The following is a 25,706-nucleotide window of genomic DNA, read 5'->3' as shown; positions in this document are numbered from 1 at the left end:
CTATCAAAATAGCAGCAAAACGGCTTTATGCCCGCGGTTGCCCTGAATTGGGTGGCCGTATGGCGTTGGCCACGACCGGATGGTGCGCGTCCAGCACCGAATGACGCAGGCGATTGGGTGCCAGCGCACCTGCCGAGTCCAGGATCGGATAGGCAATCGAGCAGATGTGGGAGTTGATGCGCTTGAGGTCGCTGATCAGGTCCAGGTGCAGCGAACTGGTCTCGATGCTCTGCAGAGTATTGACCGAGAGGCGATCCAGGTGGGCGGCGGCATATTCGCGCTCCAGGTCGCGAAAGCGGGATTTTTCTTCCAGCAGTTTCTGCGCGTCGCGCACATTGCCGTTCAGGAATACGCTCATGCCGAGGCGCAGGTTGCTGACCAGACGGCTGTGCAATTCGATGATCTCGTTCATGCCCGCCTGCGAGAACTCGCGCCCGAGGTTGATCTTCTTCTCTTCGATGTCCTGCAACACCCGTTCAATGATGTCGCCGATCTGCTCCATGTTGATGGTGAAGCTGATGATGTCGGTCCAGCGGTGCCCTTCGTTCTCGCTCAGGGCTTCGCGTGAGATCTTGGTCAGGTAGTACTTGATGTCCGAGTACAGCTCGTCCACCGTATCGTCCATTTTCTGCAGGCGCTGGGCCAGCTTGTAGTCGTTGTTCTGGATCACCTCCAGCACGCCCAGCAGCATGGTTTCCACCACATCGGCCTGGTGCATGGCCTCGCGTACCGCACACGAGAGGGCCAGTGACGGGGTGGCCAGTGCCGATGCGTCCAGGTGTCGCTGACGCCCGGCCACCGTGCTCTTTTGTGGTTTGGGCAGCCAGTAGCCAATCCAGCGGGCAACGACCTGGGTCAGGCCGATAAAAAGCAGGCCCGCCAGCAGGTTGAAGCTCAGATGAAACAGCACGACCACGGTCGCCACGTCACCCAGCAGCGGACGTGCGTACTGCAGCCATAGACTGAGAAAGGGCGCAGCGATGGCGATCCCGAGCACCTTGAACACCAGGTTGCCCAGCGGCACCTGACGTGTTTCCACATTGGCCCTCAGGGTGGTCAACACCGCGAGCAGGCCGCTGCCAAGATTGGCGCCCAGCACCAGACCGAGCGCCACATCCACCGGTATCACATTGGTGGCGGCAAGAGTGGCCGTGAGCAGCACAATGGTGAGGCTTGAGTAGCTGAGCACCGCCAGCGTGGCGCCCACGGTGATCTCGAGCAGCAGGTCGCTGCTCAGGGATGCCAGCAGCGCCTTGACCGCCGGGGCTTGGGTCAGCACGTTGGCCGATACGGTGACCAGTTGCAGAGCTAGCAACATCAGTCCCAGGCCAATCAGAATGCGCCCGACGCGGCCGACGGTGGTGGACTGGCGGGCAATGAACAGCACGACACCGACAAAAATGAACAGGGGCGACAGCCATGACAGATCGCGGGAGAACACCACCGCCATCAGGCTGGTGCCAATGTCGGCCCCCAGCATGACGGCCAGCGCCGAGGGCAGGGCCATCAAGCCCTGGCCCACGAACGCCGAGACGATGAGCGCCGTGGCGGTGCTGGACTGCACCAGGGCCGTGACGCCGAGCCCCGAGACCATGGCTTTGAACCGGTTGCTCACGCTGCGGGCCAGCACGTTGCGCAGATTGGCGCCCAGCACGCGCAGGATGCCGGTGCGCACCAGATGCGTGCCCCAGACCAGCAGGGCGATGGCTGCGAGGAGATTCAGCAGGTGGGTCAACGGGTTCCTTTTCCTTGTGGTGCGCCTAGTGCGTGCGGCGTACGCGAAGCAGTTCGTCCAGTATCAGGCAGGCTGCGCCTATGGTGATTGCGCTGTCGGCGACATTGAAGGCCGGGAAATGCCAGTTGAGCCAGTGAAAGTCCAGAAAGTCCACCACGTAACCGTACATGATCCGGTCAATCACATTGCCAATGGCGCCGCCCAGGATGCAGGCCATGGCAAAGGCAAACAGTTTTTGCCCGGCGTGCGACTTGAGCATCCACAGAATCAGGGCCGCTGCCAGCAGGCCGATGACGGTGAAGAACCACCGTTGCCAGCCCGAGGCCCCGGCCAGAAACGAGAACGCCGCACCCGTGTTGTGCGCGCGAACCACGTTGAAGAAGCTCGTGACGTAAGTGCTGTCACCCAGCTGGTAATAGCCGACGATCAGGATCTTGGTGAACTGGTCGGCGATCAGAATGATGAAAGCCAGGCCCAGCCATTGCAGCATGCCTCCCGACGATGATGATTTGAATCCTCGGGCCATTACGCAAATCTCCGGTTCTCGCCTGCACCAAACAGGTTGCTGGTGCAGCGGCCACACAGGGTGGGGTGAGCGGGGTCCGCTCCGACATCGTCACGGTAATGCCAGCAGCGCTCGCATTTTATGGCATTTGAGGTGTCAGCCCCAATGGAGAGGGCGTCTTCAGCTATCAAAGTAATAGCAGATGTGATGAAGGCAAATTTCAGATCATCACCCAGGCTGGCCAGAATCGCGTAATCCGCTGCCGCCGCTGTGAGTGTCACGGCAGCCTGCAGGGACGAACCGACCTTGCCCTCGGCGCGCAAGACTTCGATCTCCTTGTTCACCGCGTCGCGGATCTCGCGGATACGGGCCCACTTGGCCAGCAATGCCGTGTCAGGTGCTTCCAGCTGGACGTAGGTGTCCATGAAGATCGATTCTTTCGTGTCGCCTGGCGTTTTGCCGGCGGTGCCCAGCACGGCCCACGCCTCTTCGGCCGTGAAGCTCAGGAACGGCGCCATCCAGCGCAGCATCGCCTGCGTAATCTGCCACAGGGCGGTCTGGGCGCTGCGACGTGCCAGCGACTTCGGCGCCGTGGTGTAGAGCCGGTCCTTGAGGATGTCGAGGTAGAACGAGCCCAGGTCTTCAGAGCAGTAGATCTGCAGTTTGGCCACCACCGGGTGGAATTCATAGACTTCATAGTGCGCCAGGATGTCGGCCTGCAGCTGCGCCGCGCGGCTCAGGGCGTAGCGGTCAATCTCAAGCATCTGCGCCAGCGGCACCGCGTCTTTGACCGGGTCAAAGTCGCTCACATTGGCCAGCAGGAATTTGAGCGTGTTGCGGACACGGCGGTAGGTGTCCACGACGCGCGCCAGAATTTTGTCGTCGCCGGCAATGTCGCCGGAGTAGTCGCTGGCGGCCACCCACAGGCGAATGATTTCGGCGCCAAGCTTTTTCGAGGTCTCCTGCGGATCAACCCCGTTGCCCGCGCTCTTGCTCATCTTGTGGCCCTTGCTGTCCACCGTGAAGCCGTGGGTCAGCAGGCCTTTGTAGGGCGCGCGGCCGTACATGGCGCATGCCGTCAGCAGCGACGAATGAAACCAGCCGCGGTGCTGGTCATGCCCTTCCAGATACAGGTCGGCCTCGGGTCCCGTCTCGTGACCGCTGCCGGGGTGCGAGCCCTTGAGCACTGTGGTGTGCGTGGTACCCGAGTCAAACCAGACTTCCAGAATATCGCTGCTCTTGGTGTACTGCTCTGCATCCTGCGCGCCGAGGATGGACTCGGTCGTGGCCTTGCTCCAGGCCTCAATGCCGCCCTTTTCCACCATGTCGGCGGCGATGTCCAGAATCTCCATGGTGCGCGGGTGCAACTCCCCGCTGTCCTTGTGCAGGAAGAAGGGCAGGGGCACGCCCCAGCTGCGCTGGCGGCTGATACACCAGTCGGGCCGGCCCGCAATCATGTCGCGCAGGCGCGTCTTGCCGTTCTCGGGATAGAAGGAGGTCTGCTCGATGGCGTCCAGCGCCAGCTGGCGCAGGGACTTGGGTGCCTTGTCCTTGGTAAATACCCCTTCGCCCTCGTCCATGCGGATGAACCACTGGGCGGCCGCGCGGTAGATCACCGGTGTCTTGTGGCGCCAGCAATGCGGGTAGCTGTGGGTGATGTTCTCGGTGGCAAACAGGCGCCCGGCATCGCGCAGCGCATCAATGATGACGGGGCAGGCCTTCCAGATGTGTTGGCCGCCAAACAGCGGCAGCTCGGGCGCGTAGGCGCCATTGCCCTGCACCGGGTTCAGGATGTCGTCGTAGGCCATTCCATGCGCGACGCAGCTGTTGAAGTCTTCCACGCCGTAGGCTGGCGAGGAGTGAACCAGGCCGGTGCCATCCTCCGCGGTGGCGTAGTCGGCCAGGTAGACGGGGCTGAAGCGGTCGTAGCCCGCGTCCACATGGGCCAGCGGGTGCTTGAACTGGATGCCTGCCAGCGACTCGCCTTTGGTGGTGGCGACCACCGTGCCGGTGAGCTGGTAGCGCTCCATGCACTTCCCGACCAGGCTCTCGGCCAGTACCAGCAGGCCGCGCTCGGTATCGACCAGCGCGTAGGTGAGTTCCGGGTTCAGGTTCAGGGCCTGGTTGGCCGGAATGGTCCACGCGGTGGTGGTCCAGATGACGGCAAACGCCTCTTTGTCGAGCGCGCCCAGGCCAAAGGCTGTTGCCAGCCGGGCCGGCTCGGCGCACAGAAAGCCGACGTCCAGCGTCTGCGATTTTTTGTCGGCGTATTCGATCTCAAACTCGGCGAGCGACGAGCCGCAGTCAAAGCACCAATAGACGGGCTTCAGGCCGCGGTAGACAAAGCCCCGCTCCACCACCCGTTTGAAGGCGCGGATTTCATCTGCCTCGTTGCTGAAATCCATGGTGCGATACGGGTGGTCCCAGTCGCCCAGCACGCCCAGGCGTTTGAAGTCCACGCGCTGGATGTCGATCTGCTCGGTGGCAAAGGCGCGGCTTTTCGCCTGCATCTCGTCGCGCGGCAGCTTGCGGCCAAATTTCTTTTCAATCGCGTTTTCGATTGGCAGACCGTGGCAGTCCCAGCCCGGGATGTAGGCGGCGTCCATGCCCTTGAGCTGGCGCGCCTTGACGATCATGTCCTTCAGAATCTTGTTGACCGCATGCCCCATGTGAATCTGGCCATTGGCGTAGGGCGGTCCGTCGTGCAGCACAAACTTGGGAGCGCCTTTGCGCATGTCCCGCAATTTCTTGTAGATGCCCTTGTCCTCCCACTCCTTCACCCAGCCCGGCTCGCGCTTGGGCAGGTCGCCCCGCATGGGGAATGGCGTGTCCGGCAGGTTGAGCGTGCTGCGGTAATCGGTTTTGGTGCTGGTGTCAGGTGTGGTGGATTCGGTCATGGTGCTGGTGGAACTGTTTCGCCGCAGGGCAGCGTTTGTGGTATCTGAAAATCCAAATGATGCAGCGAGTCGCCCGGAGCTGCATCTGTGTCGTTGGGGTGGCGAAAAGTGTCGGGTGAGCCAGGCTCAAGGTGCGGGGCGGGCGAAACCTTTCGCCGCCTAAATTCGGTCGCGCGTCGTTTGACGGTGCGTCTGGGCGTGCGGTGACGCCAGGTAGGCACGCGCGTCATCGCAGTCCCGGGCGATGCCCTTTTGAAGAGCATCCAGGCCATCGTATTTGAGTTCGCCGTGCAATTTGTGTAGCAGTTCCACACGGATGATTTTACCGTACGCACCCTCCGCGCCCAGGCGCTGGGGCCAGTCCAGGCAATGGGTTTCCAGTAGCACCCGACCACCGTTCACGTCATTGGGGTCCAGTGAGGGGCGAATACCCAGGTTGGCAACCCCCGCCAGCGGCACGGCATCCAGACCGTGGACCAGCACGACGAAGATGCCGCTGGCGGCGGGTTTCCAGTGGGAAAAGCGCAGGTTCAGGGTTCTGAAACCCAACTCTCGCCCCAGTTTGCGGCCATGCACCACGTGTCCCGAGATGCGGTAGGGCCGCCCCAAAAGTCGTGCCGCGTCATCCATCCGGCCTTCCGACAAGGCATCGCGCACGGCGGAACTCGACACCCGCAGGCCGTGCACTTCGTAGCTGTTCATGCGTGCCACGTCAAAGCCTTGTGCCACGCCCGCGGCATCGAGCATGGCGTAGTCGCCCGCACGCTTGAAGCCAAAACGGAAATCATCACCGACCAGAACATACTTCGCGCCCAGGCCCTTGACCAACACGTCGTCGATGAACGCCTGGGGCGACAGCGCTGCCAGCCGCGCGTCAAACGGCAGGACGACCGTCTGGTCCACGCCGCACTGGGCCAGATCGGTCAGCTTGTCGCGCAGCGTGCCGATGCGCGCCGGCGCCAGCTCGGGTTTGTGGGTGGCTGCCGCGAAATAGTCGCGCGGATGCGGCTCAAACGTCATGGCGCAGCTCGGCACGCCACGCTGCTGGGCTTCGCCCTTGAGCAATGCCAGCATGGCCTGGTGGCCGCGGTGCACACCGTCAAAATTGCCAATGGTCAGCGCGCATGCCTGAGAGACGCCGGGGTGGTTGAAACCGCGAAAAACCTTCATTGGATTGTTATCTTTTTGATAGCAGACGGCGCTGTTGACTCAAGCGCCTGAAGCCGGATTGTCATGAAAACAGGTTATATTGTGTCCTAGCAGTGGGGCAAGTCATTTTTGCCCCGTTGTCAGAGGCAATCGCATTTCGTGTCAGTGGTTCATTTAACTGTTCCAGGAGGCGTGTTTTGAAGGTCTTGAAGCTCTCAGCCCAGGGGTTACCGCAGTCGTGGATTTCGCTTGAGCAGGCGGTGATCCACTATGCCGCCGAGGAAGTGCGCTGGGAAATGGGGGCACAGGTTGCGGTGTTTCATGGCGGACACAACGCAATCACCGGCCAACAATCCATCATCACGGTCAACAGCATCATTGGCACCAAGGGTGTGCCGGGCATCAATCCTTTTAACCTGAAGCCGGGGCTGACGAACAGCAAGTTGTTTGCACGTGACCGCAATATCTGCGCCTATTGCGGCGACCATTTCCACGAGGAAGACCTGACGCGCGAGCACATCATTCCGTTCGCGCAGAACGGTGTCGATATCTGGATGAATGTGGTCACCTCGTGCCGTCCCTGCAACCACCGCAAAAGCCACCGCACGCCCGAGCAGGCCAATATGCCGCTGTTGTACACACCGTACGTGCCCAGTCTCTGGGAAGATTTCATCCTGCGAAACCGTCGCATCCTGGCCGACCAGATGGAATTCCTGATGGCGCATGTGCCCAAGTCGTCAAGACTCCTTACTTGAGGGTTGTGTGGTTTTGAGGTGTATCTTTGCGTAACAAGTGCAGTGCCGTCGGCGTGTTACAGGTGATTGCTGCTAAGGTAGTCGTGCAGCGCGCCTGACCGGTCCGGGCAGCTGCGGTTCGCGGTTTGGGCGTCATTCGCCCAGCTTGTTCAAAGACACCAGGCAATACAGGGATGTCCATTCGCTCGCCTTCATCATCTCATGCCGCTGAGCGCGGTTCGCGTGTCCAGGCGCGCCGACATATTCGCGCGCTGATGGGCAAGACATTGGCCTACTTTGCCGACCATGAGAGCGACAACCTGACACTGGTGCGCGAGCATTTGCTGGATCTGGTGGACGCCAGGCCGTCGCAGGCCCGGGGCCAGAACCTGCGTTCAGCCTGCCTCTTGCTGCACAAGCACGCCGACGTCTTCAATCGTGCCTTTCAAGCTGCTCTGCAGACATCGTTGGAGGAGGAGGTGCGCTCCATCCTGCCGGACGTGACGGACGCCACCCAGTCCCGCAACTCTGCCTCCGACGAAGCGCTGAACGGCATGACGCTGTCATTGATTGACGTGTGCGAGGTGGAACGCATTCTGTTGCTGGACCGCGTGGCGCAGCGGTTTACGGCGCACTACGACGCCAGCGTGAGCCCGCTGACCCTGCGGCTCGGCGCATTGCTGGGGCAGGACGCACCAAGCCTGTTGAGCAACCCATTTCGTCCCGAAGTATTTGTCCGCGCGTTCTTGCTGGCGTGGGAAAAGAGCGGCCTTGACGACCAGGCGACCGAGGACCTGCTGCTGGCGCTTGAACCGCGGCACAGTCTGGATCTGGCACCTTTGTATGCGGATCTGAATGCGACGTTGATGCAGGCAGGCATTGAGGCCCAGACCATGCATCGCATCAAGCGATCGGACAGTGTGCCGTCTGCGCACGCCAACCTGGGCCCTGCGTCGGCAGCTGCACCCTTGTCGGGCGGCGATGAGGCACCGGTGAGCAGGAGGCCGGGTCTTGGCGCGCCGGAGGCGGGTCGTGCCCGTTCCGTGTGGGGCGGTCTGGCGCCGGCAGGACGCAACATTGCGGCGCAGGCGCGGCAGTTTCTGCAACGGCTTGGCCTGGGCTCGCCGCCTGCCCCCGGTGACTCCGGGGATGGCGAGGCACTTGCGTGGACCGAAACCCATGGTGACGGGGCGCGGCAAACGTTCGCGCCAGCCGACCCCGAATTCATGGGTTACCTGGGTGACCTGCAAGCCGGTGCGGGAGCCTCTTCGTCCTACCAGATTCTGGAGGGGCAGGACCCGGGCGACCACAACATCCTGCGCCAGATGCGGGATCGGGACGAGGTGCGCCGCGCCCCCGAACTGGATCGTGGCACGGTGGACGCGCTGGCCGAGGTGTTCGATTTTGTTTTTGCGGACCAGGCTATTCCCCTGCAGATGAAGTTCGTCATTGGCCGCCTGCAGATCCCCGTGCTCAAGGCGGCCATGATCGACCGCGACTTCTTCCTGTCTGCCGATCACCCGGCGCGCCGGCTGGTTGACACACTGGCATCCGCATCCGTCGCCTGGGCGCCCGAGAAGGGTGAAAACGACCCGCTGTATGTGCGCATCGAAAGCACGGTCAAACGCGTGTTGACCGAATTCGAAGACGACCTCACCCTGTTCAGCGAGTTGCTGCTGGAGTTCACGGAATTCCTGTTTGAAACGGAACAACAGGCACAGGTCCGTATTGAACCGGCGGCGGACCATGAGCGCGTGGGCGAATCCTATGAGCAGGCACTGGCCCACGCCGACGAAGCAGTGCATGACCGCATCAAGGCCCTGCCGCCGGAATTGCCGCTGGCGCCTTTCTTGGCACCGTTCCTGACGACCCAATGGCGTGAGGTGATGGCACGCGCCTGGCTGAACGTGACGGACAGCCCGGCCCAGTGGGACAGCGCCCTCACCGCCATGGACCAGCTGATCTGGTCGACGCAGCCCAAGACGCGGACGGAAGAGCGGCGGCGACTGGTGGCGGTGTTGCCCGACCTGGTGCGCAACCTGAATGCGGGCCTGGACGCCATCGACTGGACGGGCGAGGCACGTGCAACCTTCACCCGGCGCCTGATTTCGACCCACATGCTCGCGATCCGCATGACGCAACCGGTTGCGGTGGACACCGCATCGGCCCTCCTGGAGGCCAACGCTGGCCAGGAGGCGATGAACGAGTTGGATCAGCGACGGGCTGGCAAGCTGGCCGGGTCAGCCGATGAGTTTGATGCCATGGCCCAGACCTTCAGCCGCGGGCTGTGGTTCGATTTCATGGTGAACGAGACCACGCGCCACCGCTGCCGCCTGAGCTGGGTCAGTCCCATGCGCACGCGCCTGCTGTTCACCAATCGCGATGGTTTTGATGCTTTTGTGCGCTCCGAGCGGGAAGTGGCCGCGTTGTTGCGGCGCGGCCGGCTCAGCGTCATCGACCAGGTGCCCATCGTGTCGCGGGCGCTGGACCAGATCATGTCGGATGCGCAGGACCGTCAGGCGGCATAGATCCGGTGTGACGCTCAATCAGCCTTTCTTCCCCATTCTCCAGTTCAACATCAGGGAGGCCGCCATGGCGCATCGGTCAGTCAGCCGGGCAGCAGCCTGTCTGGCATTGCTTCTGGGCAGTGCATTTTTCATGTCGCCCGGGCTTGCCGCCGAGGTCGCCACAGTCGCCGTTGAGGCCCCGGCAGAGTCGCCTCCCGCGCTGATGCTGGCCAAACACTGGCACGCCGGTCTTGATCCGCGTGATTTTCTTGTGAGCGAAAAGCTCGATGGGGTGCGGGCGCATTGGGATGGTCAAGTGCTGCGCTTTCGCAGTGGCCGGATCATTGCGGCCCCCGATTGGTTCAAGGCCGGCTTGCCGGCCACCCCGCTGGACGGTGAATTGTGGTTGGGGCGGGGCCAGTTTGACCGTCTCTCCGGTATCGTTCGACGCCACACCGCGGTGGACGCCGAGTGGCGGGAATTGCGCTACATGATCTTTGACTTGCCGGGCGCGGCGGGCACTTTTGCCGAACGCACCGAGCAGGCAGCACGCCTGTTGGCTGCGCCGGGCGTGCCGCGCTGGCTGCAGCCGCTGGCGCAGCGCCAGGTTGCCGACCATGCCACCCTGCAGCGCCAGTTGCGCCAGCTCGTCAGTGCCGGGGGGGAAGGGTTGATGCTGCACCGTGCCGATGCGGTCTGGTCAGCGGGCCGCAGCGACAACCTGCGCAAGCTCAAGCCGCTGCCGGATGAAGAGGCCCGGGTTCTGGCTCACCTGCCCGGCAAGGGCCGTCACACCGGACGCATGGGCGCGTTGTTGCTGGAAATGCCAGGCGGTCAGCGATTCGCGCTCGGCACGGGTTTTACCGATGCGCAGCGCGAGTCACCGCCCGCGCTGGGGGCAGTGGTCACTTACCGTTACCGCGAACGCACGCCAGCAGGGCTGCCGCGCTTTGCGAGTTTTCTGCGGGTGCGCCAGCCCGAGTAAGGGCAGAAGAGGGCGCAGACGGGCAACTGGCCCTCAGGCAAAAACGCCTGCGGTGTCCTGCATCCGGCTCGATACTTCACCCAGGTGGTGCAGCGTGTCGCCAAAGGTCATTTCCATCTGGGTCAGCTTCTTGAAGTAATGGCTCACGATGTACTCGTCAGTCACCCCGATGCCGCCGTGCAGCTGCACTGCCTGTTGCCCCACAAAGCGCATGGAGTTGCCCAGCTGGTATTTGGCGCGGGCCATGGCCGCACGACGTTCAGGCGCCGGCGCATTCAGCTTGAGCGACGCGTAATAGCTCATGGAGCGGGCCAGTTCCAGCTGCATTTTCATGTCGGCAGCGCGGTGGCGCAACGCCTGGAAGCTGCTGATCACCACGCCAAACTGTTTGCGGGTGTTTAGGTATTCGGCGGTGATGGCCATGGTCTTGTCCATCACGCCCACGGCTTCCGCGCAGGTGGCGGCAATGCCGATGTCCACCGCATGCTCCAGGGCGGTCAGGCCGTCCAGCGTGATCAGGCTGGCGGGCGCATTGTCCAGCGTGAGTTCCGCCGCCCGGCTGCCATCCTGGGTGCCATAGCCGCGGGTGGTGACGCCGGCGGCCGCACGTTCGACCAAGAACAGGGCCAGTTTGCCATTGAGCGTGGCGGGGACCATGAATGCATCGGCCACATCACCGGTTGGTACTATGCTTTTTGTAGCTGTCAAGGCATATCCAGTGGGGGCTGGAGTCGCTTTTGCTTCACAAACATCGAGCCGGTAGCGGGCGGCGCGCTCCTGGTAAGCCAGCACCACCAGTGCTTCGCCGCTGGCCACTTTCGGTAGCCAGGCCGATTTGACGGCGTCAGGGGCATAGCCCGCCAGCACAGCACCTGCGATCAGGCTCTGATTAAGAGGCTCCAGCACCATGCCGCGTCCCAGTTCCTCCATCACCACCATGCCCTCGACCGGGCCCATGCCCATGCCGTCATGGGCTTCTGGAATGTACAGACCGCACAGGCCCAGTTCGGCAATTTCGCCAAAGGCGTCGCGGGAAAACCCGCCGGCTTTCACCGTGGCGCTACGGCGCTCGAAGCTGTAACCCTTGTCGACCCATTTGCGAACGGCGTCGCGCAGTTGTTCCTGATCGTCAGAAAAATCAAAATCCATGATGTTTGTCCTTTTAGCCTAATACGACTTGGGAAACGATATTGCGTTGCACTTCATTGCTGCCACCGTAGATCGTGGTCTTGCGCATGTTGAAGTAGGTGGATGCCAGCGGTGCGCAGTAGACCGCGCCACCCGGGAAGGCTTGCAGCCCGGCACCAGCTTGGTCGCCCTGCCAGCCGGCCTCCATGGCCTCGTGGATGAGCGGCAGGGCGTAAGGGCCGGCCGCCAGCATCATCAGTTCGGTGTAGCGCTGCTGGATTTCGCTGCCGCGAATCTTGAGCAGGCCCGCCACATCCAGTGACTGCTTGCCCGATTTTTCAGCGGCCAGCACGCGCAGCACCATCATTTCCAGTGCCACCACGTCCACTTCCAGCTTGGCGATCTCGTCGCGGAAACGAACATCCTCGTAAACGCCTTCGGCCCTGGCAATGCGCTTGAGGCGCTCCAGCTCGCGTTTGGCGCGGTTCACATCGGCAATGTTGGTGCGCTCGTGGCTCAACAGGTGCTTGGCATAGGTCCAGCCCTTGTTTTCTTCGCCAATCAGGTTCTCGACGGGAACCTCGACGTTGTCAAAAAAGACTTCGTTGACTTCCGGCTCGCCGTCCAGCAGCACGATCGGACGCACGGTCACGCCGGGCGACTTCATGTCGATTAGCAGGAAGCTGATGCCGGTCTGCGGCTTGCCCTCGGTGCTGGTGCGCACCAGGCAGAAAATCCATTCGCCGTACTGGCCCAGGGTGGTCCAGGTTTTCTGGCCGTTCACGATGTATTTGTTGCCCTGACGCTCGGCCCGGGTCTTGACCGAAGCCAGATCAGAGCCGGAGCCCGGCTCGCTATAGCCCTGGCTCCACCACACTTCGCCGCTGGCGATGCCGGGCAGGAAACGCTTTTGCTGCTCGGCGTTGCCAAACGCCATGATCACAGGCGCCACCATCACCGGGCCGAAGGGCACCACACGTGGAGCGCCGGCCAGCGCGCATTCTTCCTCAAACAGATGCTTCTGGATCGAGTTCCAGCCGGGTCCGCCGAATTCTTTGGGCCAGCCATGGCCAAGCCAGCCCTTCTTGCCCAGAATCTTTGCCCAGCGCTGCATGTCGTCACGACTCAGTCGCAAGGCGTTGTGCACCTTGTTCGAGATGTCGGCAGGCAGGTTTTCGCCTACCCAGGCACGGATCTCTTCGCGAAACTTCTGCTCTTCGGGGGTAAATGCCAAATCCATAAAAGGGTCTCCAAGTAAGTCACTGGGCTATTTTTAGCACGGTCGTTCGATTATGTCTGTCCAGGTGGTGACACGCCCAGCTCCTGGCACAATTTTTGTACGGTTTCGCGCAGCTGAGCCACGTCGGTTTCAAGCCGTTCAATGCGCTGTGCAGTGTTGCTGCCGAATGAGCCGTCAGTCGGGCGTGAGGAATAGTCGCTGCCGGTTGGCGACTCAAACACCGGGCCGCACAGCAGGTGAGCCCAGCGTTGCTCGCGGGTGCCTGGCGCACGGGCCAGCTTGACCACCAGGGTGCCACCTTTTTCTGGCGCGCGGTCCAGCAGCTCTTCCAGAAAGCCCTCGACGGAAGAGATGTCGGCAAACTTGTACCAGCGCTCGGCGTTCAGCCGCAACTCGCCCGCGGTTTGCGGCCCGCGCAGCATCAACAGCCCCAGCAAGACAGCCGCCTGCTCGAACACGCCGATGCCGCGCTGGAAATTGTGCTCGTAGCGCGTCGTGCGTCCACCGCTGCTCTCCCGTACCAGGTTGGCGGTTTTGAGCGTGTCCAGTGCGGTCGCAACCTGCGCTTCATCCAGTTCCATCAGTGGCTCGCGGCTGGTCTTCTGATTGCAGCCCAGCAGCAGCGAGTTGAGTGTCAGCGGGTAGCTGTCCGGCACGGTGCGGGCCTTCTCCATCAGGGTGCCGAGCACGCGCGCTTCAACGGGGCTGAGGATCGGTGAAGAGGGGGGTGTGAGGGGCTGGCTGGAGGTGGTCAAGGTCATAATTCGGGCAGGTATGAAAAACATCGTTATTTTGATCTCTGGCGGCGGCTCCAACATGGCCGCCATCGTAAAAACCGCACGGCGCGACGGCTGGCAGGACAAATTTGGGGCACGCGTGGCGGCGGTCATCAGCAACAAGGCCTCGGCCCAGGGGCTGCTGTTCGCCCAGGAACAAGGCCTTGCGACCGGGGTGCTGGACCACAAGGCCTTTGGTTCGCGTGAGGCGTTTGATGAGGCGCTGGCCAAGGAAATTGACCGCTACGACGAACCCGGCCAGCCGGTGCTGGTGGTGCTGGCCGGCTTCATGCGCATTCTCACGCCCGGCTTTGTCGGCCGTTACGCGGGCCGGCTGCTCAATATCCATCCCTCACTGCTGCCGGCCTTTGCGGGCTTGCACACGCAGCAGCGCGCGCTGGATGCCGGCTGCAAGTTTGCCGGTGCCACGGTGCATCAGGTGACGGCTGATCTGGACCACGGGCCCATCCTGGCGCAGGCGGTGGTGCCGGTGCTGCCGGGTGATACGGCGGAAGTTCTGTCGGCGCGGGTGTTGACGCAGGAGCACCTGATCTACCCGCGGGTGATTGCGGAGTTGCTACAAAAACAATAGCTACATGCGCTTATTCTGCGAGGGATAGAGCCCGATTTCTTATAAATCTACTCGTGGCGCAGGGCCTCAATCGGGTCCATGCGGGCAGCCCGGCGCGCCGGAAAGTAGCCAAACAGCACGCCGATGCCGGCCGAGAACAGAAACGACAACAGGTTCACGCCGGGGTTGAACAGATACGGCACGTCCATGAGGCGGGCCAGCAGAACCGAGGCGCCGGTGGCCAGCACAATGCCGATGATGCCGCCCATGGCCGCCAGCACCACGGCCTCAATCAGAAACTGCAGCAATACCTCGCGCTCCAGCGCGCCAATCGCCAGCCGCAGCCCGATCTCGCGCGTGCGCTCGGTCACGCTCACCAGCATGATGTTCATGATGCCGATGCCGCCCACCAGCAGGCTTACTGCCGCCACGGCGCCCAGCAGCATGGTCATGACCTTGGTCGTGCCCGACAGGGTGTCGGCCAGCTGCTTGGTGTCGAGCACGTTGAAGTTGTCCTCGTCGGTGCTGGCCAGCTTGCGGCGCTCGCGCAGTAACTGGGTCAGGCTGGCCTTGACGCGGTCAGCGTCACTGCCGTCCATCATGGAGACCAGCAGGGTGTTGACGCGGGTATTGCCCGTGATACGGCGCTGCAGTGTCTTGATGGGCACCAGCACCACGTCGTCCTGGTCGTTGCCGAAGGCGCCCTGACCCTTGGAGGCCAGCACGCCCACCACCTCGCAGGAGATTTGCTTGACGCGCAGCTGCCCGCCCACCGCATCACGCGCGCCGAAGAGTTCACGCCGCACCGTTTCGCCAATCAGGCACACGGCCGCGCCGGCGCGCAGTTCATCGTCGGAGAACTCGCGGCCGTGCCCCAGCTTCCAGTTGCCGGTGACCAGCCAGGCGTTGGTGCTGCCGATGATGCTGCTGGTCCAGTTGCGGCCGTTGGCCACCACGGTGCTGCCGGTGCGCGCCTCGGGCGCCACGGCGGCGATGCCGCCAATCTGGGTGGCGATGGCCTCGGCGTCCAGCTCCTTGAAGGCCGGCGCGCTGGCGCCACCGGTGCCCGGACCCATGCGCTGGCCGGGACGCACCTGCAGCAGGTTGGTGCCCAGGCCGGAAATCTGGTTCTGCACGGCCATGGTGGCGCCGTTGCCCAGGGTGACCATGGTGATGACGGCGCTCACGCCAATCACGATGCCCAGAATCGTCAGAAAGGAGCGCAGCAGGTTGCGCCGGATCGAGCGCAGCGCGAGCAGCAGGGTGTTGAACAGCATCAGTGGACCTCGGTGGCTGGCGGGGTCATGGACGGGGCAAGCGCTGGCGCTTCGTGCAGACCGGCCGGGTGCGGATTGAGCGTGTCATTGGCGACCACGCCATCGACAAAGCGCACGATGCGCCGGGCGTAGGCAGCCATGTCGGCTTCATGGGTGACCATCAGCACGGTGATGCCATGGTCCACGTTCAGGCCCCACAACAGCTCCATGATCTCGCGGCTGCGCTGGGTGTCCAGGTTGCCGGTGGGCTCGTCGGCCAGCAGCACGGCCGGCTCAGTGACGATGGCGCGGGCAATTGCCACGCGCTGCTGCTGCCCGCCCGAGAGCTCGGCCGGCGTGTGGTGTTCCCAGCCGGTCAACCCCACGGAGGCCAGCGCCCTGGCCGCCGCCGCATGGCGTGCCGCCGTCGGTTCGCCGCGGTACAGCAGGGGCAACTCCACGTTTTCCTGGGCCGAGGTGCGCGCCAGCAGGTTGAAACCCTGGAACACAAAGCCGAAATAGCGCCGGCGCAGGCGTGCGCGCTGGTCGCGCGTGAGGGACTCTACATGCACACCCTGGAACATGTAGCCACCGGCGGTCGGGGTGTCCAGACATCCCAATACGTTCATGGCGGTGGATTTGCCCGAGCCGCTCGGGCCCATGATGGCCACGAAGTCGCCAGCCTGGACGTCCAGATCGACGCCTTTGAGTGCCTGCAGGGCTGTGGCCCCCTCGCCATAGACCTTGGTGACGCCGCGCAGGCGGATCAGGGGCTCGCTCATGGCGCCGCTCCGGCGGCGCGCTGGTCGGTGATGACGGCCATGCCTTCCTTCAGGTCGGGACTGCTGACTTCGGTCATGCGGCCGTCGCTGATGCCGGTCGTGACCGTGACGGCCACCGCCTGGCCCTCCTTCAGCACCCAGACCTGCCGGGCCGCAGCGGTGGCACCGTCGGTGCCGGCTTTGCGCGCGCCGGAGCGCGGCATGCGCGGCATGAGCTTGGACACCAGGCTGCCGCTGGATTCCGCAGCCGCGGTGCTGCCGGCGGCCTGCGTGGGCGAGAAGCGCAGGGCGGTGTTGGGCACCAGCAGCACGCCGGTACGCTCGGTCGAGGTGATGGTGGCCGCTGCCGTCATGCCGGGGCGCAGGCTCAGGTCGGAGTTGTCCACATCGAGATTGGTGGTGTAGGTGATCACGTTGTCGGTCTTGGTGGAGCCGTAGGCGACGCGTGTGATCTTGGCCGGGTAGCGGCGTGCCGGGTAGGCGCTGACGGTGAAGCTGGCCTTCTGGCCGACCTGCACGGTGCCGACATCGGCCTCGTCCACGCTCACTTCCAGCCGCAGCTGCTTCAGGTCCTCGGCGATGGAAAACAGCGTTACCGCTTGCAGCGAGGCGGCCACTGCGTTGCCGGGGTCGACGGAGCGCGTCAACACCACGCCGTCGATGGAGGAGCGGATCGAGGCCTTGGACAGGTTGGTCTCGTCGGTGGACAGGGCAGCCCGGGCCTCGGCCACATTGGCGCGTGCACTGTCCTCGCTGGCCACGGCGCGGGCCAGCGTGGCGCGCGCACTGTCGAGCTCGGCGGCCGAGGGGACTTTGCCGCCTGACAGGCGCGCCACTTCTTCATAGCGGGCGAGCGTCGCCTGGGCTTCCTTCAGCGTGGCCGTGCCCTGCGCCAGCTGGGCCTGCACGGCCGCCAGTGAGGCGCGCGAACGCAGCACTTGGTCGGACAGTTTGGCGGTGTCCAGCTCGACCAGCACCTGGCCTTTTTTCACGCGGTCGTTCACGTCCACCAAAACCTGCTTGACCGTGCCCGACAGTTCGCTGCCGATGTTCACTGCGCGCGTGGGCTGCAAAGTGCCGTTGGCCAGGACGTTGAGCGTGAGGTTGCCGCGGCTGACCGCTTCGGTCACATAGGTGGGGGTGGCGCTGGTGTTTTTGCGGGCTTGCCAGACGTACAGGCCGACGGCCAGAGCGATGACGGCGGCGACGGCAAGCCACATGGCAGGACGCTGCCACCACAGCGCGCGCGGCTGCTCATCACCCAGCAGGGTCTGGACGTCAGTGCCAGAAGGGCTGGTGGCGGTGGCTGGCGGCGTGGAAGTGTTCGGTGTATTCATGGGGGTGTCTGGCGAATCGGTGGGATGGGCGTGCAGTTCAGCGGGTGGCGGGATCAGAAGCGGGAGTCCAGCCGCCGCCCAGTGCCTTGTACAGGCGCACATGGTCTGCGCTCACGCTGGCACGTGTGCTCTCGACGCTGTCCTGGGTGGACAGCAGGGTGCGCTGCGTTTCCAGCACCGAGCGAAAGTCGATCAGGCCGCTGCTGTAGCGCTGGCGCGCCAGCAGCTCGGCATTGGCAGCAGCGTCGGCAGCGACCTCCAGTCGGGCCAGCCGCTCGCGGTCGCCCTGCAGGGCCACCAGCGCATCTTCCACATCCTGGAGGGCCGTGAGCACCGTCGCCTGATAACTCACGCGGGTCTGCTCCAGCGCCGCTTCCTGGGCGCGCACTTGCGCCCGGGCGGCGCCGCCGTCAAACAAGGGCACCGAGACGCTGGCCAGCAAGGCATTCGCCACGGCCCCGGCCGCGGTGAGCGAGCCCAGTGTCAGGGCGCTCAGGCCCAGGGAGCCGCTGATTTGAAAGCCCGGATAGCGCGCGGCGTCGGCCTGCGCCACGCGCGCCAGGGCGGCGCTGATGCGATGTTCCGCCGCGCGCAGGTCCGGGCGCTGGCGCAGGGTTTCCGCTGGAATGCTGAGCGCGAGATCGCTGGGAGCCTGTGGCAAGGCGCTGGCGGTGGTCAGCGTGCTCTTCAGCGCGCCGGGCGCCTGGCCTGTCAGCACCGCCAGACTGTTCTGCGCCTGCGCGGCACTGGTTTCCAGTGCAGGAATTTGCGCGCTGGTCTGGGCGCTGGCGGCACGCGCCTGCTCCAGGTCGAGCGAGGATGCCAGACCGGCCTGGGCACGCCAGTCGGTAATCTGCTGTGTTTCGGTCTGGCTGGCCAGGTTGTTGCGGGCAATGGCCAGGCGCGCCTGCAAACCCCGCAGTTCGATGTAGGTCACCGCGACTTCGGCCGCGATCGACACCTGCACATCGGCAAGATTCGCCTCGGCCGCGCTGGCATCGGCCTCGGTCGCGTTCAGGGCGCTGCGCTGGCCACCAAACACATCGGGCTCCCAGCTGGCGTCGAAGCCGGCCTGAAAACGGTTGCCGGCGTCGTTGCTGCCGGATTTGCTGCGCTGGGCTGAGGCCGAGGCGCCTACCCCAGGTAGCAGGTTGCCAGACTTGACGTCACGCAGGGCGCGCGATTGCTGCAGCGCTGCCTGCGCCGAGCGGACCGTGGTGTTGGCCTGCAAAGCCTGCGTCACCAGTGTGCTCAACAGCGGATCATTGAACCTCTGCCACCACTGGGCCAGGGATGTCGCGGTTACCGAGCCCGAGGAGGCCGCCGCCGTGGACCAGGTGGCGGGTACCACGATGTCAGACTCGCCTGCGGCCCTGGGTGACCAGGAAGAGCAGGCGCTCAGAGCGACCGCCAGTGCCACGGCAATGGGCAGGGCGCGGCGCATGCTCCGGCAGAGTCGTCGAGATTTTTTTTTGTGTGAAATCATCAATTCTTGCAGCTTGTGGCGCGGTTGGGTTTTCCATTGTGCAGGAATCGTACGCGCGCACTGTTTCGCTTCTGTGAAGACATGTAAATCCAGCCGTTGTCCTACGGACTGGCGGCCTATTGGCGCTTTACCCGGAGAAATAGTGCTGCTGGCCCGTGCGGTTCGTCTACTGACGGGCTCAAGGCACCGCACGGTGCAGGTCTTGATCGCTCAGGCCACCGCGCTGAGCGTGGAGCCCTTGGCTTGCAGCGCCAGACCGCTGGCGATCTGGTCATAAGCGCGCCGCGCCAACTGCGCCAGGTCGAAGCTGTCCTGTTTCGACTGCGAGCCGGTGCTGGCGCTGGTGTCCGTGTTTTGCGCGGATTGGGCCATGGCTTCAACCTGCGAGGTCAGCTGCTTGATGAAGGCATCAGACTCGCTGGCGTTGATCTTGCTGTCGCTGTTGGTGTCAATTGCCTTGAACAGGGCCTGGAGCGGATCGGTAGACGAGCTGCCGGCCAGGCGTTCCTGGACCGACACGACGCCGTTCTCGTTGGTGTCCAGCGGGTCATACGTGGTGCTGCTGGCACTGCTGCTGCTGCCCGCGCCACCGGGGGGAGGGGGTGGCGGCATACCACCGGCGCCCTGGGGCCCATTGCCGCCTTGAGGACGCCCGCCCTCGAACTCCGCTTTGCTGAGGCTGCCGTCACTGTCGGTGTCGAGCTTGCTGAACATGTCGCTGCTGCTGGTGGATGAGGTGCTGCTGGAAGACGAGGAACTGTCCGAGCCGCTGTCGGATGCCAGCTTGTCCATCAGCTTCATGAGGCTTTGCATTTCTTCCTTGCTCACTGAGCCATTGCCGTCGGTGTCGACTTTTCCGAACAGGTCGTCCTCGCCACTGGTGCTGCTGCTGTCGCTGCGCACTTTGGCGAAATCCATGGTGGAGGGCGGTGGCGGCATGATGCTTTGCATGCCCTCGCCCAACTCGTCACTGGACAGGCTGCCGTCGCTGTTGCTGTCCATCTTGCTGAACAGCTCGTTGGTGTTGCTACTGTTGGTGACGCCAGTTTTCTTGGTCACGTCGTCGAGCAGGCTCTGCAATTCCGTTTTGTCAACGCCGCCACTGCTGTCGGTGTCGACCTTGGTGAACATTTTGGCCTGCATCTGACTTCGTTGCGCTTTCATGTTGGCCCAGGCATCTCATGCGCTGCTGACCCCGCTGATGGTGCTCATAGTCTCTCCTTCTGATTCATGGTTAAGTGAAAAGCCAGCCTCGCGAATGAGACGAGTGGTGGCTAGACCATTGTTGGGGGCTCCCGTAAACCGCGTTTGTCGGCTTTGTACCAAAGCTGATACGAAGAGCGGGTCTAACTCGTGAACAGAGGGTGATTGACCCGGCTGTTTATGCTTTCGAGCTCGCTGCGCCTTGTCTACACTTTGCGCTCAAATGAGCCCACCATGCAGCCCCGTTCGCAGATCCTGATCGTTGACGACGACGAGGGCATCACCGCTCTGTTGCGCGAGTACCTTGCCCGTTTCGGTTTCGAAGCCCATGTGGCCGGTGATGGCGTTGCCATGCGCGAACAGCTGGCCGCGCGCAGCATTGATCTGGTGGTGCTGGACCTGATGTTGCCGGGCGAGGACGGCCTGGTGCTGGCGCGCGATGTGCGTCAGCGCTCGCACATTCCGATCATCATGCTGACAGCCCGCTCCAATCCCTATGACCGTGTGCTCGGGCTGGAGTCCGGCGCCGATGACTACATGAGCAAGCCCTTTGAACCGCGCGAGCTGGTGGCCCGCATTCAGACCGTATTGCGTCGCGCGGGCGCCACGCATGACGGGGCTTCTCCTTACATTCGCAGCGACGTGATCCGCTTTGATGGTTGGGAGTTGCACCGCGAAGACCGATGCCTCACCTCGCCAGCCGGCCTGGTGGTGGCCTTGTCCAATGCCGAATTCCGACTGCTGTCCACCTTCCTGCAAATGCCGCGCCGTCTGTTCAGCCGTGACCAGCTCATGGAGCAGGCGCGCGGGCGGGCCATGGATTCGTTCGAGCGCAGCATTGATTTGCTGGTGTCGCGCCTGCGCCAAAAGCTGGCGGATGATCCGCGAGAGCCCAGGATGATCAAGACGGTTCGGGGCGCGGGCTACATGTTCAACGTCCAGTCGGTACAAGGCGGGGCCGCATGGCGCAATTGATTTCGCGCTACGCGGTTCGGCTCCTGCCCGTCACCTTGTTCGGTCGGCTGGCACTGTTGTTGTTTGTGGCTGTGCTGGCCAGCCACGTGCTGGCGTTGACACTCATGTTTGAATTGCGTCCCATGCCGGGCTCCGGTCCTGGTCTGGGGCCTGGATTCGGCCCCGGCCCCGGCCATTCCCCTCCCGGCCCACCGCCACTGTTGCATCCCGGGTTGCTGCTGGATATTGGTGTTCGGCTCTCCGCCCTGATGCTGGCGGCATGGATTGGTGCGCGCTGGCTGTCGCAGCCCATCAAGCGCCTGGCCAGTGCGGCACGCGAAATCGGACTCGATATCCATCGGCCACCACTGGCGGAAGACGGCACCGAAGAGTGCCGTGCAGCGACCCGTGTCTTCAATCAGATGCAGGCCCAGATCTGCCAGCAGCTGGATGAACGTGACCGGTTTGTGGCAGCGGTGTCGCACGATCTGCGTACACCTCTGACGCGCCTGGCGCTGCGTGCAGAGGGTTTGACAGATGCAGTTCAAAAACAGAATTTTAGGCAGGACATCGTCGAGATGAATGCCATGATCACCGCGACGCTTGACTATTTGCGCGGTGCGGCCGACCCGGAGCCCTTTGTGCTGTTGGATGTGACGTCCCTGCTGGTCAGCCTGGCCGATGACCAGCAAGCATGTGGGCATGATGTCGGTATGACGGGTTTCGCGGCGCCAATCAAGGCACAGGCCTCGTCCCTTCGTCGCTGCATCGATAACCTGGTGGAGAATGCCGTGCGCTATGGTGGCGTGGCCCGCATCAGCCTGACGGATTACCCCAATCACGTTTGCATTGAAGTATGCGATGACGGCGTCGGCATCCCGGATGAGGAGCTGGATCGGGTGCTGGCTCCGTTTTACCGGGTGGAGGCCTCCCGCAACCGCAACAGCGGCGGTGTGGGCCTGGGGCTGTCCATTGCCCATGACATCGTTCGCCGGCACCAGGGCCAGTTGCGTTTGCGCAATGGGGAGCTTTCCGGTTTGGTGGTCACGGTGACTTTGCCCCGCCAGCCTGCGGTTCATTGAAGCGTCATTCCGAAATCCACGTGAAGCGGGGCTGCCGTACCCCGTCAATCACCACCTCCTCGTTGAACATGGCGGCGGGGCGCACCCACAGCCCGTGTTCGCCGTACAACGCGCGGTAAAGCGTCATCGGCTCCAGTGTCTCGCTGTGGCGCACCGTGGCGATGACTTCGTAGCGCAGGCCCTTGTAATGGCGGTATTGGCCCTTGCGGGTCTCGGTCAGAGGGGGCAGTATTTCGTTATACATGGGACAATCGTAGGTTATGCATCCAAAAGCCCTGCTTGACGTCTGTTCTGAACTCGTCCGCCTCACTCTCAAATTCGACCATCCCACCGACGCGATCGTGTCGAAGTTCTTCCGCGACAACCGCGGTCTGGGGCCGCGCGAGCGTGCCACCTTGTCGGGGACGGTTTACACCGTTCTTCGCAAGAAACTGCTGTTTGACCACTTCGCGCCTTCCGGCAGCGGACCCAAAGAGCGACGCCTGGCGATTCTGGGGTTTTACGGTCCCGGCGACTTTTTGCGCAGTGCCTTGACTGACCAGGAAAAAAACTGGCTAGACCAGTGCGAAAAAATCAACGTGGCCGATCTGATGGAACGCCATCGCCACAACCTGCCCGAGTGGTTGGTCCAGCCGCTCAAAGACCAGCTGGGCGATGAATTCTGGCAGCTGGCAGACAGCCTTAACCAGGGCGCCGGACTGGATTTGCGTGTCAATGCCCTCAACGCGAAGCGCGCGGACGTGCAAAAAGAGCTGGCCCAGGCCGGCATCAAGGCCGTGCCCACACCGTTTTCACCCTGGGGCCTGCGCATTGCCGGCAAGCCGACCCTGAACAAGCTCGATGCGTTTACCCGCGGGGCTTTTGAAGTGCAGGACGAAGGCTCGCAATTGCTCGTCATGCTGCTTGACGCCAAGCGCGGCGAGATGGTGGTGGATTTTTGCGCGGGCGCGGGCGGCAAGACATTGGCCATTGGCGCCGGCATGCGCAGCACCGGTCGCCTGTACGCCTTTGATACCTCGGCCCATCGGCTGGATGCACTCAAGCCCCGTCTGGCCCGCAGTGGTTTGTCCAATGTGCATCCGGCGGCCATCGCCCATGAACGCGACGATCGCATCAAGCGTCTGTCGGGCAAGATCGACCGTGTGCTGGTGGATGCGCCCTGTTCGGGCCTGGGTACGCTGCGGCGCAACCCTGACCTGAAGTGGCGGCAAACCCTGGCGCTGGTGGAGCAGATGGCTGTCACGCAGACCGCCATCCTGCAAAGCGCGGCGCGCCTGCTCAAGCCCGGTGGCCGGTTGGTGTATGCCACTTGCAGCATGATGATTCAGGAGAACGAGGCCATTGCGCAGGCGTTTACCGAAGCGAACAAGGAATTTACCCCACGGGATGCGGGCGAAATCCTGTCCGGTTTGAAGGTTGAAGGTGCTGCCGGGTTGTGCAGCGGTGGCGAAAATGGGCAACGCTACCTGCGTCTGTGGCCGCACCGCCATCAGACGGATGGATTTTTTGCCGCTGTTTGGGAGAAGAGTTGAGTGACCGGCTGGATCCAGCTGGTATTCGACGCCTTTGGCCGCATCTGTCGTCAGACACCCCTCTCGGGGCAGAAGGCTTTAAGATCAAGCGCTAACAGGTTTGGCGCAGGCCACGCTTGATAATTATTAATACATCGTTGAGAGACATTTCCGAATATGCTGTTATCTGATGGGGCTGCGTTGAACGCAGTGGTTGACTGGTTGGCCAATGGTTTTTGGGATCTGGCCTGGTGGCAAATCGTATTGTTCACCCTGGCATTGACCCACGTGACCATGGTGAGCGTGACGGTGTTTTTGCATCGGCATCAGGCGCACCGCGCCCTGGATCTCCATCCCGTTGCCTCGCATTTCTTCCGGTTCTGGCTTTGGCTGACCACCGGCCAGGTCACCAAGGAATGGACCGCCATTCACCGCAAGCACCACGCCAAGTGCGAACAGGCGGAAGACCCGCACAGTCCGCATGTGCATGGCATCAGAACCGTCTTGTTGCAGGGCTACGAGCTGTACCGGGCCGAAGCCGCAAACAAGGAAACCACACTGCGTTATGGCCACGGCACACCCAATGACTGGCTGGAGAGCAATCTGTACAGCCGCTTCTCCTGGGCGGGTGTGGCCCTGATGCTGGTCATTGATCTGGCATTGTTTGGCGCGGCGGGCCTGGCCGTGTGGGCGGTGCAGATGGCGTGGACCCCCGTCATGGCGGCCGGCATCATCAATGGTGCGGCGCACTATTGGGGCTATCGGAACTTTGAAGCGCCGGACCACAGCACCAATATTTCGCCATGGGGCATCATCATTGCAGGCGAAGAGCTGCACAACAACCACCACACCTATCCCACGTCAGCCAAACTGTCCGTTAAGCCGTACGAATTTGACATTGGCTGGATGTACATCAGTCTGATGCAGCGGGTTGGCCTGGCCACGGTTAAAAAGACGCCGCCGAAACTGGCTTTGGGTGATGTGCGTCCGGTGGCTGACGAGAAGACCCTGGAAGCGCTGATCTCCAATCGTTATGAAATCATGGCCGGTTACGCCAAAGACATGCGTCGCGCGTTCAATGATGAACTCCAGTCCATGAAGGCACGCAGCGCGGATGCAGCCGTCATCCAGGCCGCCCGGCGCTGGATGCACCGGGATGCCGAGAAAGTGCCCGCTGCCGCCGTTTCGCAACTGGTCCTGGCGCGTGCCGCATCGCCGGTGCTGGACAAGATGGTGGTCATGCGCGAAGAGTTGCGCCAGTTGTGGCTCAACCGGTCGCACACCCGTGAGCAACTGGCTGCCGATCTGCAGGCTTGGTGCCACCGGGCGGAGGCCAGCGGCATTCGGGCCTTGCAGGAGTTTTCGTTGCGGCTGCGGGCAGCGCAGTCCTGACCGGCTGTCGGGCGCATTGTCCGACCCCCCTCTCATCCCTGCGCTGCAGGGGGTATCCGCCAAAAAGAAAGCCCGCATTATGCGGGCTTTCTTTTTGCAGGGAAGACTGAATTACTTCAGTTTCATTTCCTTGTAATCCACGTGCTTGCGAGCTTTGGGATCAAATTTCTTGATCAGCATCTTCTCGGGCATGGTTTTCTTGTTCTTGCTGGTCGTGTAGAAGTGACCAGTGCCAGCTGTAGATTCCAGCTTGATTTTTTCGCGTCCGCCTTTGGTTGCCATGGTGCTGCTCCTTATGCCTGGCCACGTGCGCGCAGATCTGGGAGCACAACATCGATACCGTTTTTGTCAATCAAACGCAGACCTGCGTTGGAAATGCGCAAACGGATCCAGCGGTACTCGGTCTCGACCCAGAAACGACGGTATTGCAGGTTCGGCAGGAACCGGCGCTTGGTTTTGTTGTTGGCGTGGGAAAC

Annotated in this window: 23 protein-coding genes; 8 read left to right on the top strand and 15 right to left on the bottom strand. The window is 62.9% G+C overall.

The genetic code is table 11. The features are described 5' to 3' along the window. Positions 1–25: 25 nt before the first annotated feature. The 4 genes from Q7T10_RS06880 to Q7T10_RS06865 form a co-directional block, all read right to left on the bottom strand. Positions 26–1,735: a Na/Pi cotransporter family protein gene (locus tag Q7T10_RS06880; RefSeq protein WP_304747103.1), complete on the bottom strand. Its 1,710-nt coding sequence runs from the start codon at positions 1,733–1,735 to the stop codon at positions 26–28. 25 nt (positions 1,736–1,760) lie between these two features. Further along, positions 1,761–2,261 carry a signal peptidase II gene (gene lspA, locus Q7T10_RS06875; RefSeq protein ID WP_304747102.1) on the bottom strand — a complete coding sequence of 167 codons (501 nt, stop codon included), beginning with the start codon at positions 2,259–2,261 and terminating at the stop codon, positions 1,761–1,763. Continuing rightward, positions 2,261–5,137, bottom strand: a complete 2,877-nt coding sequence (gene ileS / locus Q7T10_RS06870; RefSeq protein WP_304747101.1) for an isoleucine--tRNA ligase — start codon at positions 5,135–5,137, stop codon at positions 2,261–2,263. The genes lspA and ileS overlap by 1 nt, the downstream gene beginning before the upstream one ends. Before the next feature lie 159 nt (positions 5,138–5,296). Then, a complete protein-coding gene (locus tag Q7T10_RS06865) occupies positions 5,297–6,307 on the bottom strand; it encodes a bifunctional riboflavin kinase/FAD synthetase (RefSeq protein WP_304747099.1) in 1,011 nt (336 codons plus the stop codon). A gap of 176 nt (positions 6,308–6,483) precedes the next feature. Between Q7T10_RS06865 and Q7T10_RS06860 the strand changes: the two genes are divergently transcribed. The 3 genes from Q7T10_RS06860 to Q7T10_RS06850 all read left to right on the top strand — a co-directional run bounded on the left by Q7T10_RS06860 (position 6,484) and on the right by Q7T10_RS06850 (position 10,512). After that, positions 6,484–7,041, top strand: a complete 558-nt coding sequence (locus tag Q7T10_RS06860; protein WP_304747098.1) for an HNH endonuclease — start codon at positions 6,484–6,486, stop codon at positions 7,039–7,041. A 173-nt stretch (positions 7,042–7,214) separates the two neighbouring features. Beyond that, on the top strand, positions 7,215–9,548 hold the full coding sequence (locus Q7T10_RS06855) for a DUF1631 domain-containing protein (protein WP_304747096.1): 2,334 nt from the start codon (positions 7,215–7,217) through the stop codon (positions 9,546–9,548). 64 nt (positions 9,549–9,612) lie between these two features. Beyond that, entirely contained in the window at positions 9,613–10,512 is a 900-nt protein-coding gene (locus Q7T10_RS06850) for a DNA ligase (RefSeq protein ID WP_304747095.1), read from the top strand. A 33-nt stretch (positions 10,513–10,545) separates the two neighbouring features. Here Q7T10_RS06850 and Q7T10_RS06845 read toward each other — a convergent pair whose 3' ends face one another. Genes Q7T10_RS06845 through Q7T10_RS06835 form a run of 3 tightly spaced genes read right to left on the bottom strand, consistent with a single transcriptional unit; the run spans position 10,546 to position 13,641 of the window. Then, complete coding sequence (locus Q7T10_RS06845) at positions 10,546–11,661, bottom strand: acyl-CoA dehydrogenase family protein (RefSeq protein WP_304747093.1); 1,116 nt, start codon at positions 11,659–11,661, stop codon at positions 10,546–10,548. A 13-nt stretch (positions 11,662–11,674) separates the two neighbouring features. Beyond that, positions 11,675–12,880: an acyl-CoA dehydrogenase family protein gene (locus tag Q7T10_RS06840; RefSeq protein WP_304747091.1), complete on the bottom strand. Its 1,206-nt coding sequence runs from the start codon at positions 12,878–12,880 to the stop codon at positions 11,675–11,677. Between the two features lie 50 nt (positions 12,881–12,930). Next, the gene (locus tag Q7T10_RS06835; protein ID WP_304747090.1) at positions 12,931–13,641 is read right to left on the bottom strand and encodes a YceH family protein; all 711 of its coding nucleotides are present in this window, start codon (positions 13,639–13,641) and stop codon (positions 12,931–12,933) included. 13 nt (positions 13,642–13,654) lie between these two features. Between Q7T10_RS06835 and purN the strand changes: the two genes are divergently transcribed. After that, positions 13,655–14,248, top strand: coding sequence for a phosphoribosylglycinamide formyltransferase (gene purN / locus Q7T10_RS06830; RefSeq protein ID WP_304747088.1), 594 nt, complete (start codon positions 13,655–13,657; stop codon positions 14,246–14,248). Between the two features lie 47 nt (positions 14,249–14,295). Here purN and Q7T10_RS06825 read toward each other — a convergent pair whose 3' ends face one another. The 5 genes from Q7T10_RS06825 to xopAW all read right to left on the bottom strand — a co-directional run bounded on the left by Q7T10_RS06825 (position 14,296) and on the right by xopAW (position 20,252). Further along, positions 14,296–15,504: an ABC transporter permease gene (locus Q7T10_RS06825; RefSeq protein WP_304747086.1), complete on the bottom strand. Its 1,209-nt coding sequence runs from the start codon at positions 15,502–15,504 to the stop codon at positions 14,296–14,298. After that, positions 15,504–16,265 (bottom strand): ABC transporter ATP-binding protein, encoded by a 762-nt coding sequence (locus tag Q7T10_RS06820; protein ID WP_304747084.1) that lies wholly within the window; start codon positions 16,263–16,265, stop codon positions 15,504–15,506. The genes Q7T10_RS06825 and Q7T10_RS06820 overlap by 1 nt, the downstream gene beginning before the upstream one ends. Next, positions 16,262–17,602 (bottom strand): efflux RND transporter periplasmic adaptor subunit, encoded by a 1,341-nt coding sequence (locus Q7T10_RS06815; RefSeq protein ID WP_304747083.1) that lies wholly within the window; start codon positions 17,600–17,602, stop codon positions 16,262–16,264. Before Q7T10_RS06815 ends, Q7T10_RS06820 begins: the two co-directional genes overlap by 4 nt. Before the next feature lie 37 nt (positions 17,603–17,639). Further along, positions 17,640–19,046 (bottom strand): efflux transporter outer membrane subunit, encoded by a 1,407-nt coding sequence (locus Q7T10_RS06810; RefSeq protein WP_304747081.1) that lies wholly within the window; start codon positions 19,044–19,046, stop codon positions 17,640–17,642. Positions 19,047–19,298: 252 nt separating this feature from the next. Next, complete coding sequence (xopAW, locus tag Q7T10_RS06805) at positions 19,299–20,252, bottom strand: EF-hand domain-containing protein (protein WP_304747080.1); 954 nt, start codon at positions 20,250–20,252, stop codon at positions 19,299–19,301. 273 nt (positions 20,253–20,525) lie between these two features. On the opposite strand from xopAW, the gene Q7T10_RS06800 reads away from it, so the two are divergent. Beyond that, positions 20,526–21,266 (top strand): response regulator, encoded by a 741-nt coding sequence (locus Q7T10_RS06800; protein ID WP_304747078.1) that lies wholly within the window; start codon positions 20,526–20,528, stop codon positions 21,264–21,266. Next, positions 21,254–22,327: an ATP-binding protein gene (locus Q7T10_RS06795; protein ID WP_304747077.1), complete on the top strand. Its 1,074-nt coding sequence runs from the start codon at positions 21,254–21,256 to the stop codon at positions 22,325–22,327. Before Q7T10_RS06800 ends, Q7T10_RS06795 begins: the two co-directional genes overlap by 13 nt. Before the next feature lie 4 nt (positions 22,328–22,331). Here Q7T10_RS06795 and Q7T10_RS06790 read toward each other — a convergent pair whose 3' ends face one another. Further along, positions 22,332–22,571, bottom strand: a complete 240-nt coding sequence (locus Q7T10_RS06790; protein WP_304747076.1) for a DUF1653 domain-containing protein — start codon at positions 22,569–22,571, stop codon at positions 22,332–22,334. A gap of 16 nt (positions 22,572–22,587) precedes the next feature. On the opposite strand from Q7T10_RS06790, the gene Q7T10_RS06785 reads away from it, so the two are divergent. Then, positions 22,588–23,859 (top strand): RsmB/NOP family class I SAM-dependent RNA methyltransferase, encoded by a 1,272-nt coding sequence (locus tag Q7T10_RS06785; RefSeq protein WP_304747075.1) that lies wholly within the window; start codon positions 22,588–22,590, stop codon positions 23,857–23,859. 156 nt (positions 23,860–24,015) lie between these two features. Beyond that, on the top strand, positions 24,016–25,230 hold the full coding sequence (locus Q7T10_RS06780; protein ID WP_304747074.1) for a fatty acid desaturase: 1,215 nt from the start codon (positions 24,016–24,018) through the stop codon (positions 25,228–25,230). 111 nt (positions 25,231–25,341) lie between these two features. Here the strand turns inward: Q7T10_RS06780 and rpmG are convergent, their stop codons facing one another. Together rpmG and rpmB are read right to left on the bottom strand one after the other, a co-directional pair. Continuing rightward, a complete protein-coding gene (rpmG, locus tag Q7T10_RS06775) occupies positions 25,342–25,512 on the bottom strand; it encodes a 50S ribosomal protein L33 (RefSeq protein ID WP_011465453.1) in 171 nt (56 codons plus the stop codon). 11 nt (positions 25,513–25,523) lie between these two features. Further along, a partial coding sequence (rpmB, locus tag Q7T10_RS06770; protein WP_304747069.1) for a 50S ribosomal protein L28 occupies positions 25,524–25,706 on the bottom strand: 183 nt, incomplete at its 5' end.

The organism is Rhodoferax sp. (assembly GCF_030646845.1).
Taxonomy (GTDB): Bacteria; Pseudomonadota; Gammaproteobacteria; order Burkholderiales; family Burkholderiaceae_C; genus Rhodoferax.
This window is presented reverse-complemented; position numbering and strand designations above follow the sequence as displayed.

Excerpts from the sequence above, each read along its gene's own strand:
- lspA (WP_304747102.1), bottom strand. The coding sequence starts at position 2,261 with ATGGCCCGAGGATTCAAATCATCATCGTCGGGAGGCATGCTGCAATGG.
- ileS (WP_304747101.1), bottom strand. The coding sequence starts at position 5,137 with ATGACCGAATCCACCACACCTGACACCAGCACCAAAACCGATTACCGC.
- Q7T10_RS06865 (WP_304747099.1), bottom strand. The coding sequence starts at position 6,307 with ATGAAGGTTTTTCGCGGTTTCAACCACCCCGGCGTCTCTCAGGCATGC.
- Q7T10_RS06855 (WP_304747096.1), top strand. The coding sequence starts at position 7,215 with ATGTCCATTCGCTCGCCTTCATCATCTCATGCCGCTGAGCGCGGTTCG.
- Q7T10_RS06850 (WP_304747095.1), top strand. The coding sequence starts at position 9,613 with ATGGCGCATCGGTCAGTCAGCCGGGCAGCAGCCTGTCTGGCATTGCTT.
- Q7T10_RS06845 (WP_304747093.1), bottom strand. The coding sequence starts at position 11,661 with ATGGATTTTGATTTTTCTGACGATCAGGAACAACTGCGCGACGCCGTT.
- Q7T10_RS06840 (WP_304747091.1), bottom strand. The coding sequence starts at position 12,880 with ATGGATTTGGCATTTACCCCCGAAGAGCAGAAGTTTCGCGAAGAGATC.
- Q7T10_RS06835 (WP_304747090.1), bottom strand. The coding sequence starts at position 13,641 with ATGACCTTGACCACCTCCAGCCAGCCCCTCACACCCCCCTCTTCACCG.
- purN (WP_304747088.1), top strand. The coding sequence starts at position 13,655 with ATGAAAAACATCGTTATTTTGATCTCTGGCGGCGGCTCCAACATGGCC.
- Q7T10_RS06825 (WP_304747086.1), bottom strand. The coding sequence starts at position 15,504 with ATGCTGTTCAACACCCTGCTGCTCGCGCTGCGCTCGATCCGGCGCAAC.
- Q7T10_RS06820 (WP_304747084.1), bottom strand. The coding sequence starts at position 16,265 with ATGAGCGAGCCCCTGATCCGCCTGCGCGGCGTCACCAAGGTCTATGGC.
- Q7T10_RS06815 (WP_304747083.1), bottom strand. The coding sequence starts at position 17,602 with ATGAATACACCGAACACTTCCACGCCGCCAGCCACCGCCACCAGCCCT.
- Q7T10_RS06810 (WP_304747081.1), bottom strand. The coding sequence starts at position 19,046 with ATGCGCCGCGCCCTGCCCATTGCCGTGGCACTGGCGGTCGCTCTGAGC.
- xopAW (WP_304747080.1), bottom strand. The coding sequence starts at position 20,252 with ATGAAAGCGCAACGAAGTCAGATGCAGGCCAAAATGTTCACCAAGGTC.
- Q7T10_RS06800 (WP_304747078.1), top strand. The coding sequence starts at position 20,526 with ATGCAGCCCCGTTCGCAGATCCTGATCGTTGACGACGACGAGGGCATC.
- Q7T10_RS06795 (WP_304747077.1), top strand. The coding sequence starts at position 21,254 with ATGGCGCAATTGATTTCGCGCTACGCGGTTCGGCTCCTGCCCGTCACC.
- Q7T10_RS06790 (WP_304747076.1), bottom strand. The coding sequence starts at position 22,571 with ATGTATAACGAAATACTGCCCCCTCTGACCGAGACCCGCAAGGGCCAA.
- Q7T10_RS06785 (WP_304747075.1), top strand. The coding sequence starts at position 22,588 with ATGCATCCAAAAGCCCTGCTTGACGTCTGTTCTGAACTCGTCCGCCTC.
- Q7T10_RS06780 (WP_304747074.1), top strand. The coding sequence starts at position 24,016 with ATGCTGTTATCTGATGGGGCTGCGTTGAACGCAGTGGTTGACTGGTTG.
- rpmG (WP_011465453.1), bottom strand. The coding sequence starts at position 25,512 with ATGGCAACCAAAGGCGGACGCGAAAAAATCAAGCTGGAATCTACAGCT.